Annotated in this window: 12 protein-coding genes; 6 read left to right on the top strand and 6 right to left on the bottom strand. The window is 70.6% G+C overall.

All coding sequences use genetic code 11. The features are described 5' to 3' along the window. Window positions 1-345: 345 nt before the first annotated feature. From V1633_RS09565 to V1633_RS09550, 4 genes are read left to right on the top strand one after another with little or no spacing between them, the layout of a single operon-like run. Window positions 346-2,994: a sensor histidine kinase gene (locus V1633_RS09565; RefSeq protein WP_331213862.1), complete on the top strand. Its 2,649-nt coding sequence runs from the start codon at window positions 346-348 to the stop codon at window positions 2,992-2,994. Further along, window positions 2,991-3,422, top strand: a complete 432-nt coding sequence (locus V1633_RS09560) for a roadblock/LC7 domain-containing protein (RefSeq protein WP_331213861.1) — start codon at window positions 2,991-2,993, stop codon at window positions 3,420-3,422. The genes V1633_RS09565 and V1633_RS09560 overlap by 4 nt, the downstream gene beginning before the upstream one ends. After that, window positions 3,419-3,784 carry a DUF742 domain-containing protein gene (locus V1633_RS09555; protein WP_331213860.1) on the top strand — a complete coding sequence of 122 codons (366 nt, stop codon included), beginning with the start codon at window positions 3,419-3,421 and terminating at the stop codon, window positions 3,782-3,784. Before V1633_RS09560 ends, V1633_RS09555 begins: the two co-directional genes overlap by 4 nt. A 21-nt stretch (window positions 3,785-3,805) precedes the next feature. Next, window positions 3,806-4,360, top strand: coding sequence for a GTP-binding protein (locus V1633_RS09550; protein WP_331213859.1), 555 nt, complete (start codon window positions 3,806-3,808; stop codon window positions 4,358-4,360). A 113-nt stretch (window positions 4,361-4,473) separates the two neighbouring features. On the opposite strand, the gene V1633_RS09545 is transcribed toward V1633_RS09550, so the two are convergent. The 6 genes from V1633_RS09545 to V1633_RS09520 all read right to left on the bottom strand — a co-directional run bounded on the left by V1633_RS09545 (window position 4,474) and on the right by V1633_RS09520 (window position 12,437). Beyond that, window positions 4,474-7,038: a tryptophanase gene (locus tag V1633_RS09545; protein WP_331213858.1), complete on the bottom strand. Its 2,565-nt coding sequence runs from the start codon at window positions 7,036-7,038 to the stop codon at window positions 4,474-4,476. A gap of 537 nt (window positions 7,039-7,575) precedes the next feature. Next, window positions 7,576-8,268, bottom strand: a complete 693-nt coding sequence (locus tag V1633_RS09540; protein WP_331213857.1) for a CGNR zinc finger domain-containing protein — start codon at window positions 8,266-8,268, stop codon at window positions 7,576-7,578. 7 nt (window positions 8,269-8,275) lie between these two features. After that, window positions 8,276-9,124 carry an MBL fold metallo-hydrolase gene (locus tag V1633_RS09535; protein ID WP_331213856.1) on the bottom strand — a complete coding sequence of 283 codons (849 nt, stop codon included), beginning with the start codon at window positions 9,122-9,124 and terminating at the stop codon, window positions 8,276-8,278. Window positions 9,125-9,524: 400 nt separating this feature from the next. Next, the gene (locus V1633_RS09530) at window positions 9,525-10,841 is read right to left on the bottom strand and encodes a hypothetical protein (RefSeq protein WP_331213855.1); all 1,317 of its coding nucleotides are present in this window, start codon (window positions 10,839-10,841) and stop codon (window positions 9,525-9,527) included. A gap of 156 nt (window positions 10,842-10,997) precedes the next feature. Beyond that, window positions 10,998-11,303, bottom strand: a complete 306-nt coding sequence (locus tag V1633_RS09525) for a hypothetical protein (RefSeq protein WP_331213854.1) — start codon at window positions 11,301-11,303, stop codon at window positions 10,998-11,000. 15 nt (window positions 11,304-11,318) lie between these two features. Continuing rightward, window positions 11,319-12,437 (bottom strand): hypothetical protein, encoded by a 1,119-nt coding sequence (locus V1633_RS09520; RefSeq protein ID WP_331213853.1) that lies wholly within the window; start codon window positions 12,435-12,437, stop codon window positions 11,319-11,321. A gap of 1,142 nt (window positions 12,438-13,579) precedes the next feature. Between V1633_RS09520 and araB the strand changes: the two genes are divergently transcribed. Then, the gene (gene araB, locus V1633_RS09515; protein ID WP_331213852.1) at window positions 13,580-15,286 is read left to right on the top strand and encodes a ribulokinase; all 1,707 of its coding nucleotides are present in this window, start codon (window positions 13,580-13,582) and stop codon (window positions 15,284-15,286) included. Beyond that, window positions 15,283-15,960: an L-ribulose-5-phosphate 4-epimerase gene (locus V1633_RS09510; RefSeq protein WP_331213851.1), complete on the top strand. Its 678-nt coding sequence runs from the start codon at window positions 15,283-15,285 to the stop codon at window positions 15,958-15,960. The genes araB and V1633_RS09510 overlap by 4 nt, the downstream gene beginning before the upstream one ends. Window positions 15,961-15,987 lie beyond the last annotated feature (27 nt).

The following is a 15,987-nucleotide window of genomic DNA, read 5'->3' as shown; positions in this document are numbered from 1 at the left end:
GTGTGCGAACCAACCGCTGGGGCCGGCTCTCCGGGTCGGCACCGGCAATGCCCCACCAGTGCCAACGATAGGTACTCATCACTGCGAGTCCGGCGGGCTAGTGCGAGAGCGGACAGACCGGTAGGGTTGCCCACACATCGGCGATGGCAGCAGTAAACGCCCGTCGGTGCTCTCGGGTTGCCCATGATTGGATGGAAGTTGGCGCAGAATCAGGCCGACCGTGCGAGCCGGCTCCCCGCCTCTGACAATCCCGATCCGGCGCCGGCGTCGAGCAAGCGGCGGGGTCGGCAGCAGTCTCTCAAACGGCGGGTCGTCAGACTGGTCCTGATCCCCAGTGTCGTCGCCATGGTGCTCTGGCTCATCGCCTCCGGTTACCTGGTCTTCCAGGGCTTCTACAACCGTGAGGTGGCCAACGGGGTCCGGCAGGTGTCGATCCCCGCGGTGCCCGCGATGGCCTCGGTGCAACAGGAACGACGGCTGAGCGTCGCCTACCTCGCCCAACCGTCGAACGACCTGCAGGGGCTGCTCGAGCAGCGACGACGGACCGACGAGCTGCTCTCGGCCCTGCGGTCCGCCGCCGACTCGGCGCTGGCCAACGCACCCCAGTCCATCCGGACACGGTGGAACGCGCTCACCGACCAGCTCGACCAGCTGCCGAACGTACGGAGCACGATCGACTCCCGCTCGGCCGGTGGCGAACAGGTCTACGGCTTCTACAACCAGCTCCTGGACGCCGCGACCGGCCTCTTCGACACCCAGGCGCGGGTGGTCCCCGACGTCACTGCGGCCCAGGGTGGCATCGCGGCCACCGAAACCTTCCGGGCCAGCGACCTGATGTCCCGGTCCGCGTCGATCATCGACGGTGCCTACGGCTCCCGCACCCTGAGCCAGCAGAGCCACCTCGAGTTCGTCCGGCTGGTCGGGGCGTACCACTCGGCCCTGGAGAACGTGGCACCACACCTGCAGCCCGACGCCCGCCGGCAGTACGAGGCGATCACGGCCAGCGAGCCCTGGACGCGACTCGTCACGGCGGAGAACGAACTCGTCGGGGCCGGGACGTGGCGTGACGGCGCCCCTCGGGGTCTGTCCGTGAACCGGTCCCGCTGGGAGTCCCTGAGCCGGCAGGTCTCCGACAACCTGATCAATCTCACCGTCGCCCAGGCCGACCAGGTCTCGGCGCAGGCCCTGCGTACCGGTAACAACCAGTTGCTGACCGCCTCGCTCGGCAGTCTGATCGCGCTCTCCATCGCCGTCGCCGCGATCCTGTGGGCGATCCGTCAGTCCCAGGTCCTGGTGGACCGGGCTCTCTCGGTCCGGCTGGCACAGCTGGGCAGGGACGCCGCCGTCGTCGTCGACGAGCGGCTACCGGCGATCATGGAGCGGCTGCGTCGACACGAGAAGGTCGACCTCGATACCGAGCTGCCCAACCAGAACTACGGCAGTGACGAGATCGGTCAGGTCGCCGACGTCATCAACCGGTCGCTGCAGGCCGCGGCGGCGGCTGCGGTGGACGAGGCGAAGACCCGGGCGGCCGGTGTCGCCATGCTGATGGGTGTCGCCCGTCGTCCGCAGCGCCCGCTGCAACGGGGCCTGAAGGTCATCGAGGACCTGCAGAACCGGATCGGCGACGAGAAACTGCTGACCGAACTGTTCGACATCAACCACCAGCTCACCCAGACCCGGCGCTTCCTGGAGAACCTGGTCATCCTGGCCGGTGGGCAGATCGGTCGGCGGTTCCAGAATCCGGTTCCCGTCCGCCGGGTCATGCTGGCCGCGTTCGCGGAGGCCCAGCACTACCAGCGGATCACGCTGCGCAGCGCACCCGACGTGGCGCTGCTGGGGCACTCGGTGGCCGGGACCATCCACCTGCTCGCCGAACTGCTCGACAACGCGCTCGCGTTCTCCCCGCCCGGCACCACCATCTGGGTCACCTGCAACGAGGTCAAGCGCGGCGTCGCGGTGGAGATCGAGGACGCCGGTGTGGGAATGAAGTCGGACGCCCTGGAGCGGGCGAACGAGCTGCTGGCGACCGCGCCCACCCCGGACGTGACGGCACTCAAGGACGGCGCGCAGATCGGTCTGCACGTCGTGGCGGAGCTGGCCAAGCGGGACGGCATCCAGGTCAGCCTCCGCACCTCCGCGTACGGCGGGCTGTTGGCGATCGTGCTGCTGCCTGAGCGGATCATCACCGCGATTCCCGCCGAGGGTGGCGGGGGTCGTGGCGACAAGGGCGCCCGTCGCACCGGAGCGGTGCCGGCGGCCCTCGCCGCCGACGACGCCGGTCGGCACGATCCGCGCCTCGCCGCCACCGCCGTCGCCCCGGGGATCGCGCCGGCTCTGAACGGTGCGGGCCAGGCGGCGCGTAATCCCCACACTGGCGAAGGACGACGACCTGACCGCGCGGGCGGCACGATGAACGACCAGCGACCGATCAACCCGCAGGCCACCAACGGATCCGGCGTTCCCCGGCAGCGGGAGTCGGCCGAGGTCCGGACGGTCGAGGGCGGGCTGCCCGTCCAGCGGCCCACCGGTCCGGGTGCGGCGGGCGTCGCCGGCCCGCCGCCGGCCGGTCCGCAGCCCGGCGGGGGGCCGTGGGTGGGTGGCGGCGCGGCACCGGGTAGCCGGCCGCCGGCCGCCGCCGCGCAGACGGCCGCTCCGCAGACGAACCGGCCGCAGGACGCCGGACGACAGACCATCGAGCCGCAGGACGCCGGGCCGCAGACGACCCCGCCGCCGGCCGCCGGGCCGGAGGCCGGCGCGGGCACACCCGCCGCCAGCCGGCCGCCGCTGCCGCACCGGCAACCGCAGCAGCATCTTGTCCCCCAGCTCCGCGACGAGAGCCCGGCGGGTACCGGCTCACCCGGCGCGGGGCCGGCCCGGTCCCCCGAGGAGGCCCGCAGCCGGTTCACGCAGTACCAGCGGGCGTGGGCGGCCGGGCGGACGGCGGACACCAAGGAAACCGCAACCATTGATGATCAAGGCAGGAAAGCGTGACCAACGGCAAATCGCACAATGACCTGACCTGGATGTTGGACGGTCTTGTAGAGATTCCCGATGTCGTTTATGCGGTTGTCCTCTCCACGGACGGGTTGGTTGTCCAGAAGTCCACATCGCTTCCGCGCGACGACGCGGAGTTGCTGGCCGCCGGCGCCTCGTCGCTGCACAGCGTCGCCGCCGGCATGGGCCGGCGCTTCGACAGCGGCCCGGTCCAACAGGTCATCATCGAATATCAGGGGCAGACCCTGTTCGTCGCCGCCGCCGGCAAGAACGCCCGGCTCGCCGTGGTCTGCGAGCAGAGCGTGGACATGGGTACGGTCGCCTACGAGATGAGCCGGCTGGTCACCCGGATCGGCGAGTACCTCGGCTCCGAGGTGCGTTCCGTCGCCTCGATGGTGAACGGCCAACCCGGGCATCTGCCATGACCCATGACGCCTGGGACGGCGACGACGAGGCAGAGGCAGGACGACTCGTTCCGTTGTACATCCTCGTGAACGGCCGGACGAGTCCCCGGAACACCAACCTCGACCTGGCCACCCAGGTCATCGCCCGACCGGCCGACACGAGCCGCCTCGAGCCGGAGTACCGGGACATCGTCAACCGCTGTCTGAGCTGGATCTCGATCGCCGAGATCGGCGCCTACCTGCACCGCCCGCTCACCATCACCAAGGTGATGGTCGACGTGCTCCTTGATCAGGGCTACCTGGGCATCGGGTCTCCGGCTCAACAGCGGATCGCGGACCGCCGGCTGTTGGAGACAGTTCTCGCTGGTCTCGAAAGACTCTAAGACAAGAGGGACTGATAGAACGTGGATCGTACATCGGTCAAGGTCGTCGTGGCGGGCGGCTTCGGCACCGGCAAGACCACCCTGGTCGGATCGGTCAGCGAGATCCCACCCCTGACCACCGAAGAGGTTCTGACCCAGGCCAGTGTCGGTGTCGACGACATGACCGGCGTCGAGGACAAGACGAACACCACGGTCGCGTTGGACTTCGGGCGGATCACCATCGCGCCCGACGTGGTGCTCTACCTGTTCGGCACCCCGGGCCAGGACCGGTTCTGGTTCATCTGGGACGAGTTGGCCCAGGGTGCGGTGGGTGCGATCGTGCTGGTCGACACCCGGCGGCTCGGTACGAGTTTCCCGGCCATCGACTACTTCGAGCGGCGCGGCATACCCTTCGTCGCCGCGGTGAACCGGTTCTACGGCGAGTGCCTGTACACCGAGGACGAGATCCGCTCGGCGCTGGAGCTGGATCCCGCCGTGCCGCTGCTCTGGTGTGACGCCCGGGACCGGGCGTCCAGCAAGCAGGCCCTGATCGAACTGGTCCGGCACGCGCTGGCCCGGCTCCCGGTCGCCGGCTGAGCACGGTTCCGCCCGGTCCTGGTGCCGGCGCGGTGGCGTCCGTGCCGGCACCAGGACCGGGAGAAGCGTTCGGCGGGGCCGGTGCCACGCACGGGCCCGGCGGAGCCGCAGGGTTATCCGGCGACGCGCTCCGGTGTCGCCGGGGCCAGCCGCACCTTGAAGTGCCGCAGCAGGGGCGGTGACGAGACGATCCGGTAGCCCTGGACCCGCTCGGGATCCTTGGCGATGTCGGCCAGGACCGCGGCGACGTACTCGAAGTGCTCGTCGGTGTAGACCCGGCGCGGGATGGCCAGCCGGACGAGTTCGAAGCGCGCCGGGGTGACCAGCCGGTGCCGCTCGTCCATCCGGCCCAGATAGAGCGACCCGAGTTCGGCGCAGCGGATTCCTCCGTCGAGGTACAGCTGGCAGCCGAGGGAGTGGCCGGGGAACTCCTGCGGCGACAGGTGTGGCAGGAGCCGGCCGGCGTTGAGGTACAGGGCGTGAATGCCGGGCGGCTGGACCGTGTCCACCCCCGCGTCGTTGATCATTCGCGCGAGCCGGGCGGTCGCCGCCGCCCTGGCTCCCAGGTACGCCGGGTCGACCACCTCCCGCAGCCCCTGCGCCAGACGCTCCAGGTCGTGGCCGGCCAGTCCGCCGTAGGTGGAGAAGCCTTCGGTGGCGATCAGGTTCGCCTCGCACGCGGCGTGCAGGTTGTCGTCGCGCAGTCCGATGAAGCCGCCGATGGCCGACAGGCCGTCCTTCTTGAGGCTGACCACGCAGCCGTCGGCGAGCGCGAAGGCCCGGGCGGCGATCTGCCGGGGTGTCCAGTCCCGGTACGCCGGCTCCCGCTGGCCGACCAGCCAGGCGTTCTCGGCGAACCGTGCGGCGTCCAGGAAGAACGGCACCCGGTGACGGCCACACAGCTCGCGGACGGCCTCCAGGTTCGCCATCGAGACCGGCTGTGCGCCGAGGCCGTTGTTGGTGATGGTCATCAGGACCAGTCCGACCCGGTGCGCCTCGGGTCCGGTCAGCACCCGCTCCAGTGCGGCGAGGTCGATGTTGCCCTTGAACGGGGCCGGGTCGTCCAGGTCGGCGGCCTCCGGGCAGGGCAGGTCCCGGGGCTCGGCCCCGGCCAGCGTCACGTTGGCGTGGGTGGTGTCGAAGTGGGTGTTGCTGATGCAGAGCTGCCCGGGTTTCAGCAGGCCGCCGAAGAGCACCCGCTCGCCGGCCCGGCCCTGGTGGACCGGCAGGATGTGCGGATATCCGGTGAGGTCGCGTACCTCGTCGAGGAACCGGAACCAGGATCGGGCACCGGCGTAGGACTCGTCGCCGAGCGCGGCCGCCGCCTCCTGGGCCGCCGAGGTCGCCCCGGTGCCCGAGTCGGAGAGCAGGTCGATGGTGATCTGGTCGGCGCGCAGGTTGAACGGGTTGTAGCCGGCGTCCGCGAGGGCCTGCCGACGTTCCTCCGCGGTGAGGAACGGGATCGGTTCGACCACCTTGATCCGGTACGGCGGCAGGGTCACACGCGGATGGACGGACACAACTCGCTCCTCGTATCTCAGGTGTTGTCCGGGCTGGGATCGGCCGCCCGGCCGCGCCGTCGGGTCACCGGTCAGCCGCAGGTGGCGGGGACGCGGTGGGCGGACCCGGTACGCCTCGGCGGAGAGGTATACCGTCACCCCGGGTCGGGGCGGTCCCATTCGCAGCGACACGTGGGCGATCAGCCCGACGCCGTCGCGCAGTGGTCGTGGTGTCACCGCCGCGATCGCCCGGTCGAGCTGGGCGCTGTCGAAGCCGTACCGGGTGAGCAGGGTCGCCACCCGGTCCCGGGCCTCCTCGTCGTCGCTGACGTAGCTCCGGATCGGCACGTAGAGGCTGTATCCGACCGGTCGGTCGGCGTCGCCGGTGAAGGTGTAGCTGCCGACCAGCGGTCGGCCGTCGAAGGGACCGGTGCGTCCGCCGGCGACGGCGCAGAACTCGGCGAGTTCCGTGGCGTCGACGCCGTCCACCACGCCGGCCGCCCGGGCCACGTCCCGCACCTGGGCGCCGTGATGGCTCAGATAGAGCTTGACGCGGGCGTGCGGCCGGTCGTGCAGGTCCAACGCGAAGAAGGTCAGCCGGTCCCGACGGCCCAGCTCGCCGGGGCGCACGCCGTGGTCCAGCAGGTTCCGGTACGACGTGCCGAGGCCGAGCCGGTGCAGCGCCTCCGCCACCAGGTCCGGCGCCCGGTCGACGCCTTGGACCTCGGGGTTGAGGTAGACCTTGAACTCCGGTCGCCGACGGTGCCGGAACACCAGCGAGTGCCAGAGCGCGAACTCGCCCTGCGGCTGGTCGGTCGTGAACAGGTCCCGGACCAGCTCCATCCGGGACGTGGAGAGTCCGAACCGACGTGCCTGGCTGTCGAGGAACCCGTAGCCGGCGGTCTGGTTCGTCCGTACGTCGGGTGGCGAGCCCAACGCCTCCGCCAGGATCCGCAGCGTCGGCGGCTCTCCCTGGTTGAACGCGAGGGAGAACTCGACGGGGGTGTGGTCGTCGGCCACATCGGACGGCCAGGCCGGCGGCTCGGACAGTGGGCGCGGACCGGCGGGTCCGAGGATCTCCGCCAGCAGCTCGAGAGGGGCTCCCGGGTCGATCCCGGCAACCCCGGACAGGCGGACCAGTTGGCCGCTCAGATGCTCGGCAAGAGACAAGCCACCCATTACCTCTCCCTCTCGCTCGAACCGGCTCGCCACCGCGTCAGAAACACCGCGACCGGTCGCGCGTGACGCGGGACCGGTCCGTCACCCCACCTCGTCGTCGCCGAACCGGCCCGGTGCGGAGTACGTTGCTTCCGTCAAGTGGGACATTGCTGGCAGACCACTCGGTGGAGGCGACGCCGCTCATTTCTCACACATCGTGTGTGTCCTGTCAGGACATGTCGAGTGAGACAATGATCACGAATGAGGGCGCATCATCTCGGACAGTGAGCGCGCATCAGCTTGATCACCCAAAGTATTCGATCAAGGCCTACCGAGGTGCGCGGACACGATCTTGGTTGCACGGAGCGCGATCACCGGTCCGGTACCGACGCTCACCCAGCGCGAACCCGGGCCGATGACGACGAAACAGCGACGTTTGACAGCAGGTACCGAGTGGTCTAGAAGGGACTTCCCGCGATACCGCCCGGCCGGTCACGCCCCCTGAACCACCGGCGAAGTGCCCACCCTCGGCACGCCGAGCGACCCCTGTCGACCTGGTCAACGTACGTCGGCGGGCCCGAGCCGGTCGTCGTCGCCGAATCCCTGCCGCCGACGCGCCCGGTGTGCGCGCAGGTTGGTCGGGTACCCGCAGACGCGTACGGAGTGCCAGACCCCGCTGTTGTTGCGCGAGCGGTCGTAGAAGGCCACGCGGCAGCGGGGGTTGCGGCAGGTTTTGAGCCGACGCCGGACGTCGCCGAGCTGCGCCTCGAACAGTGCCGCCAGGGCGACCGAGATCAGCAGGTCGGCCCCGGTCCCGGCCGGTTCGAGCCGGACGGACCCGTGCTCGTCGAGTCGGAGCGTGGCGCCGGTGGTCCGGGGTGCGGTCGGGATGCGGTCGGCGGTTCCGGCTCCGGGGCGCCCGGGGTCCGACCCGGCATGGATCCGGGCATCGATCTCCTGCCCCAGTTGGTCGCGGAAGGTCCGCAGTTCCCGGAGCCCGTCGAGGTCGAGCACGATCTCGTCCACCGGCCGTCCGGTGACCGCCGACCACCGGGCGGCCGCGTCGTGTGCCCACCGGGTCGCACTCGTCAGGTCTTCGAGGAGGTCCGGTTGTCGTGGCACTCCGGCGCCGACCGTGTTGAGCAGATCCTGGACGAACCCGAGGCCGTCCGGAGCATGGTCGAGGTCGTATCTCGCGGTGGCCGGCCACGGTGTCGGGAACCCGGCCGTGGGGTTGGGTACCGGGGGCATCACCAGGTCATTTCCCGATCAGCCCGAGCGCCCCGTACCACGCCGGTCCCGGGTTGACCCAGTCCGGGTAGAGCCTGACCATCTCGTCGAAGAACTCCCGGGCGGTCGACTTCTCCACCAGCAACCGCTCCACGTCCAGCAGGTACTTCCGGGTCTGGTCGATGCAGGCCGGGTCGTCGGAACGGTCCCGGTTCTTGTGGCCGGCGACGACGGCGCGGGGCGCGAGTTGTTCGACGCGGTCGAGGGCGCTGATCCATTTCCGCAGACCGCCGTCGGGGGTCTCCAGGATGTACTGGTGTACTCCGTTGTAGACGACGTCACCGGCCACCACGAGGCCGATCGAGGGCACGTGCAGCACCGTGGTCCGGTCGGTGTCGGTGTGCCCGGTCTCGACCACCTGGACGGGGTTGCCCTCAAGGAGGAATCCCTCGGCGGGAACCGGCACGGCGACGACCGGTGTTTCCGGAATCAGTCCCGGGAAGATCCGGTCGAACAACTGCTCGCGCCCGACGGTGGCCTGCTGGTGCATGACCCCGATGGTGCCGGGCGTCGCGTAGGCGATGGCGCCGGGGAAGCGCTTGAGCAGCTCAGCGGTGCCGAACCAGTGGTCGCCGTGTCCGTGGGTGGCGTAGACGTACGCGAGCCGCCTGCCGGACCCTTCGATCCAGTCACCCACCTTCCGGATCTGCTCGCGGGTGAACGGCGGGTCGACCAGGAGCGCCTCCTCCGACCCGTAGATCAGCGTGGACGAGAGCGGGTTCCAGTACATCGGCGACCCGTCCGGCATGCGCTGATCACCCGCTCGGGCCGGACCGTCCGAAACGAGAACCTCGTAGGACAGCGCGGATGCGGCCATGGCCCCTCCTCGGTGACGTGCTCCGGTCTTCGTGCCGGTCCGAGCCGCGCTCCGGCGCCTCACGGACCAATGAAATAACCATAGCCCGTTCACCTATTTCACGATCCGTTTCGCCCGGTGTCCCGCGTCACCCACCGACGCACCGCGCACGGCCCGGCTGACCTGGCAGAAGGGACCGCTTCCGCAACCGGCGACGACGGGGAGGCCGCTTCTCCGGTACGACCGGTTGGCAGCCCGCTGACGCCGCCGGTGAACCGCGCGGACGCGACCGCAGGCTCTTCCGCAAGCTAGCCCACCGGGCCGGACGAAGGCGGTGGTTCCCGCCGTTCGATGGCACCCGGAGGTGGTGTCCTCGGCCGCGCCGCTCAGGAGTGCCCCTCGGGCGAGGAGCCCGCGCGACCTACAACCGGCCGTTCTCGGCGACCGGCAGCTGGTGCTGGTAGTGGTGGTCGGCGCCGACCTCGGCGGCGACCGGCAGCTGGTGCTGGTAGTGGTCCTCGGTGCCGACCTCGGCGGCGCCCGGCTCCGCGGCCGCCGGTTCGGCGGCGACCGGCTCAGCGGCCTCCTCGACAGCGGCCCGGGCGGCGTCCGCCCGGACCGCCACCATCCGGTACTCGCCGGTCTCGGCGCTGATCGCCGCCGCGGCCATCACCGCCGCCGCGGCCCGGTCCGCCACCCGCTTCGCCTCGCGCTGCACCCGGGCCCGGACCTCCATGGCGTGCCGTTCAGCGGAGTCCGCCGCCCGCCGCGCCTCCTCCAGCCGGTTGAGTTCGGCGGTGAGGTCCTGGCGAACCTCGCCGAGACGCTGCTGCAACTGGGCGATCTCGTGTTCCGCCGTGGCGCGCTCCTGGCGTGACTGCCCGAGCCGCTGCTGCGCGGTCTCCTGGGCCGCCTGGAGCTGGGCCAGCGCCTGCTGCCGGGACTCGATCTCCTCCTGGACTGCGGAGATCTGCTGCTGGGCGGCGGCCGCCTGCTCGTCGGCGTGCCGGCGCAGGTCGGTCACGTACTGCTGGGTCTCCGCCTGGCGCGCCGCGTTCTCCTGCTCGACCATGCCCTGCTGACGGGCCAGCTCCGCCTCGGCGGCGGCCCGCCGTTCGTTGAGCTCTCGCTCCACGCTGGCCTTCCACTGGGCCAGTTCCTGCTGGGTCTGGCCCCGGGCCGCCTCGATCTCCTGGTGGACCCGCATCCGGGCCGCCTCCACCATCGCCTCGGCCTCACTGCGCGCCTGCTCGATCTGCTGGGCGCTCTGCTCGTTGATCCGCAGCGCCTCCTGCTCGGCACGCGCCTGGGCGGCCTCGCCGTCGGCGATCAACTTCTCGGCCCGCTCACGGCTCTCGGCGAGGAGCCGTTCGGCCTCGTTCTGGTGGTCCGACGCCCGCTGCGCGGCGGTGTTGACGATCGCCTCGGCCTGCTTCTCGGCCAGGGCCAGGATCTGGTCGACCATCGGACCGAGGTCCCGGAAGGAGGCGCGGTCCACCTGCGTCGGCCGCTGGCTCAGCTCGGTCAGCTCCGCCTGGACCTGCTGCATCTGTGCGGTCACGTGCTGGAGTTGGCCGTACGCCTGCCCCCGTTCGGCGGTCAGCTTCGACACCTCGGCGGAGACCTGCGACACGTACTGGTCGACCTGTCGCTTGTCGTAACCACGCAGTACCGACTCGAAGTTCGGCCGCGAGATCATGTCCTCGGATAGGGCGAAGAAGTCCTGACCTTGGGACATGCGTCATCCTCCATATGATCGCGGACCCGGTGCCGACGTCTGAGCTACGGGCAGGGGTAGGGCGCAACCGGCGGAGCATACCTGTCAACGACAACCAAAGTACGGATCAGGCTCATCTTTTTTCCGCACCGGGATTTACCGGCCGGCGCCGGCAGCTCAGCGGCCGATGATCGTGATGCCCTGCTCGGTGGCCAGCCGTTCCTCGAATCCGCGAGCCTCTTCGGCGTACCGGGCCTGCGCCTCGGGGGACAGGGCGTCCGGGTCGTCACCGACCTTCTCCAGCAGCCCGCCGAGCGCCTCCCCGTACGCCCGGCTGCCGAGTGCCTCCCGCAGTGTGATGTGCCCGGAGAGCACGGCGTCGGCGATCTCGCGCAGCATCTCGTCCTCGGACGAGCGCTGGAGGTTCCTGAGCAGGCCGTGCCGCAGGTAGTCGACGACCTCGTCCTGGCGAAGTTCCTCCACGTCGGTACCGCTCCCCTAGCCCGTCGGCGCGATCGGTCCGGCCTTGTCCTGTGCGAACTTGTACGGCGCCGGCGGCAGCGGAAGGGCGCAGATCTTCACTCCGTTGCTGCCGTTGACGTTGCTCAGGCCGTAGTTGATCGACTTGATGATGGTGTCGAGATTCGCGAAGATCTTGTTGAACTCGGTCCAGAGGTCGTACGCCTGCTTGATGAGGTAGGCGGCGACGCCGTACCCGATGACCCCGCCGACCACCGTCTCGATGGTCGCCGTGCCGGCCGCGATCGCGATGCCGATCTCGATGAGCTTGTCCAGCAACATGCCCAGCACCGCGCCGGCCAGTTCGAACTCCTGGTACGCCAACTTGGCCGCGTGCTGGTACTCCGCGCCGACCGAACGGTAGACGCCTTCCTGCGCGCTGATCGCCTGCCCGAGGCGCAGCAGGTAGTCCCGGCACCCGTCGGCCGCGTTGCCCCGCCACACCGCCGGCAGGTCGTTGGCGAAGGCGACGACGTTGTTGCCGAGACACTCGACGGCGGCCCCGGCGTTCTGGAATTCGCTGCCCGCGCTCCACAGCCCGTTCCAGTCTCCGGCGATCCATTGCAGAAAGAATTCGAAGATGTCGTAGTTGAAGATCTGGTAGACGATGTTGCGGATGTGCGCGCTGGGACTCAGCGTGTCGGCCAGGTGGTTGAACTGGTATTCGAAGTTCGGCGGCTCCCGGAGATTGTTGCCCGGCTGGAGGTACCACTCCACCCCGTGCACGCCACCGTCCTGGAACAGACGGCCGGTACGCGGCGGTGGAAGCTCCTTGAACCGCCCCTTCTCCTGCCCCACGAAGAAGCTGTCGAGGGCCTGCGCCGCCCGGTCGTCGGACTCCCGGTACCGTTTGCCCGCCGACTCCACGGCCCGGCCGGTGTCGCTGAGCAGGAGTGCGATCCGTTTCGTATGCTCCTGCCCCCACCGGTACGTGTGCTGCACACCACCCCGTACGGCGTTGAGGAGACCCTCTCCGCCGGGTGGCAACTCCGCGTGGTTGGCCAGTCGGTACTGGATCTGACATGCGTCGAGGAACGCTTCCTCGAGAGCCTTGGCAAGCTGGGCGAGGCCAGCGTCGTCAACATGGAATTCAGCCAACCTGTGTCCTTCCCCGCGACAGACGTCCGAAGGCAGTGGCATCTGGAAACACCGAACCATCACGCTCGGTGCTCCGGCAATAGCCGCCGCGTTCGGAACAGTCCCGAACAGCGCACGACGGCGGGGACCTGGGAACGCCTGGTCTCGTCGCATGGTCCGAGCCGGTCGTCCCTCCCCTGCCGCCGAGGGCTCTACGTCAGCCCGCTCGAGGCGCTGCCTTCTTCGGGTCGGTCACGATCAGCGGGAAACCACCGACTCAATCGGGCGACGTGGGGGCCCCGGGGGGGGGGGGGGGGGCGGGGGCCCGCCGCGGCGGGGGGGGGGGGGGCGGGGGGGCGGGGGGGGGGGGGGGGGGGGGGGGGGCCGGGGGGGGCGGGGGGGGGGGGGGGCGCGACTGGGCGACGTTTCCGCACCGGTGCGGCACCCGACCCGACCTGATCGACGGCTATGATTGGGCGGTCCTCGGCTGAACGGAGGGCGGGTGGCGGAGCACCGGACCGGCGACACAGGGACCCGCGCGAGCCGACGGCGACAGCGCGTGGTGGAGAGCCCGCTCCGGTCATCGCCGGCCGGGCGGCGCGTGCCCACCGTGCGCCTTCCGCCGCGACCCGGTGGGCGCTCCGGATCAGCACGGGGCAGACTGGACCGGAGCCGATCGTCTTCGCCGCACCGCCAGCGCCGGCGGCCACCGAACGCCTCGGGTTGTCACCGACGGTCCGGACCCGGTCAGGGCCACGCGGGGTCCAGCCCCGGGGCGGGCCGGGACGTCGGGCCGTTGCTCCGGCAGGCCGGGGCGCCGGGGGTGGGTGGGGGACGTCGGACCGCTGCTTCCGGGCCGGGCGGGGTGAGGGGGTGAAGGGCCGTCGCCGCGCCGGGTCGGAGCGCCGGGGCACCTGTCGCGCGGGCCCCGTCGGCGGTCGCTCCTGTTACCGCTCACAGCGTCGGTTCAGCCAGTCGCGTTCCGGCTGTCGCCCCGCGCTGTCCACCGGTAAGCGGCGAGCCGAACAGCTTGTTACCGCCATCTTGCCAACGTTACCCAAGCGTTACCTACCCCGGTTGACCGGGCAAAATGTTAGCGATAACAATGTGCGTCACGATGGGGCTGTCCGCCGCACGCCCCCCTGCACACCGAGGTGCCGCAGATGACGCATGACCAGTCGGAAGCTCTTGTCGTCGGAGTCGACTTCGGCACGCTCTCCGGACGCGCCGTGGTGGTCCGGGTGTCCGACGGCGCCGAACTCGGTTCCGCGGTGCACGAGTACCAGCACGCCGTGCTCACCGACGCGCTCCCGGACGGCACCCCGCTCGGCCCCGACTGGGCACTCCAGGTGCCCGGCGACTACGTCGAGGTGCTGCGTACCGCCGTGCCGGCCGCGATCGCGGCGGCCGGGGTCGACCCGTCCCGGGTGATCGGGATCGGGACCGACTTCACCGCGTGCACCATGGTCCCGACCCTGGCCGACGGGACACCGCTCTCGGAACTGGACACCTTCGTCGACCGGCCGCACGCGTACGTCAAGCTCTGGCGCCACCACGCCGCACAGCCGCAGGCCGACCGGATCAACCAGCTCGCCGCGGAACGTGACGAGTGGTGGCTGCCCCGCTACGGGGGGTTCATCTCCTCGGAGTGGGAGTTCGCCAAGGGTCTGCAGATGCTGGAGGAGGACGCCGAGGTCTACGCCGCGACCGAGCACTGGGTGGAGGCCGCCGACTGGATCGTCTGGCAGCTCACCGGCAGCTACGTCCGCAACGTCTGCAGCGCCGGTTACAAGGGCATCCGGCAGGACGGCCGCTACCCCGACCCGGAGTTCCTGGCCGCGCTCAACCCCGACTTCGCCGGTTTCATCAGCAAGATCGACCAGCCGACCGGTGAGCTGGGGGCCCGCGCCGGCACGCTCTCCGCACGGGCCGCCGGGTGGACCGGCCTGCCGGCCGGGATCGCGGTCGCGGTCGGCAACGTCGACGCGCACGTGACCGCCGCCGCGGGCCAGGCGCTGGACCCCGGCCAGATGGTGGCCATCATGGGTACCTCGACCTGCCACGTGATGAACGGTGCCGAGCTGCGTGAGGTCCCCGGCATGTGCGGCGTGGTGCACGGCGGCATCGTCCCGGGACTCTGGGGCTACGAGGCCGGCCAGAGCGGCGTCGGCGACATCTTCGCGCACTTCGTCCGTCGGCACGTCCCCCCGGAGTACGTCGACGCGGCCCGGGCCGCCGGCATCTCCGTACACGAGCACCTGACCAGGTTGGCCGCCCGACAGCGGATCGGCGAGCACGGTCTGGTGGCGCTGGACTGGCACAGCGGCAACCGTTCCGTGCTGGTCGACCACGAACTCTCCGGCCTGCTGGTCGGCGAGACCCTGGCCACCCGCCCGGAGGACATCTACCGCGCGCTGATCGAGGCCACCGCGTTCGGCACCCGCACGATCATCGAGACGTTCGCCGAGGCCGGGGTGCCGGTCACCGAACTGGTGGTCAGCGGCGGACTGGTCCGTAACCAGCTGCTGATGCAGATCTACAGCGACGTCACCCGGCTGCCGCTGGCCCGGATCGTCTCCGACCAGGGCCCGGCCCTCGGCTCGGCGATCCACGCCGCGGTCGCCGCCGGCGCGTACCCGGACATCCGGGCCGCCGCCGCGCGGATGGGCGGCGTCGAACGGGGTGTCTACCAGCCGGACGAGGCCGCCGCCGCGCGCTACGACGAGCTCTACCACGAGTACCGGGAACTGCACGACCACTTCGGACGGGGAGGGAACACGGTCATGCGCAGACTGCGCCGTATTCAGCGCCGGGCGCTCGGCGAGGCGGAGCGGGGCACCACGACCACCGACGAGCTGGTGACCCGGTGAGCGCGGCCGTCGCGGCGGTCGCCGACACCATCGCCGTACTCCGCCGCGAGGTCGCCGCCCTGCACGCGGAGCTGCCCCGCAACCAGCTGGTGGCGTGGACCTCCGGCAACGTGTCGGCCCGGGTGCCGGGCGCCGACCTGCTGGTGATCAAGCCCTCCGGTGTCGCCTACGACGAGATCAGCCCGGCGAACATGGTGGTGACCGACCTGGCCGGGACGCTCGTCGACGGCGACCTCTCGCCGTCCTCGGACACCGCCGCGCACGCGTACGTCTACCAGCACATGCCGCACGTCGGTGGCGTGGTGCACACCCACTCGACGTACGCCACCGCCTGGGCGGCCCGGGCTGAGCCGATCCCCTGCGTACTCACGGCGATCGCCGACGAGTTCGGCGGTGAGATCCCGGTCGGGCCGTTCGCGCTGATCGGCGACGACTCGATCGGCCAGGGCATCGTGCAGACCCTCGCCGGGCACCGCTCACCGGCGGTGCTGATGCGCAACCACGGGGTGTTCACCATCGGCGCCACCGCGAAGGCGGCGGTGAAGGCGGCCGTGATGTGCGAGGACGTGGCCCGCACCGTGCACATCGCCCGCCAACTCGGCACGCCGCTGCCGATCGCCGAACGGGACGTCGACGCGCTCTACGCGCGTTACCAGAACGCCTACGGGCAGTGAACCGTGCCATCGACCGGAGGGTCCGTC

The sequence above is a fragment of the Plantactinospora sonchi genome, assembly GCF_036422035.1.
Lineage (GTDB): Bacteria > Actinomycetota > Actinomycetes > Mycobacteriales > Micromonosporaceae > Plantactinospora > Plantactinospora sonchi.
The sequence above is the reverse complement of the archived record's forward strand: the minus strand, read 5'-3'. Positions and strand labels throughout refer to the sequence as shown.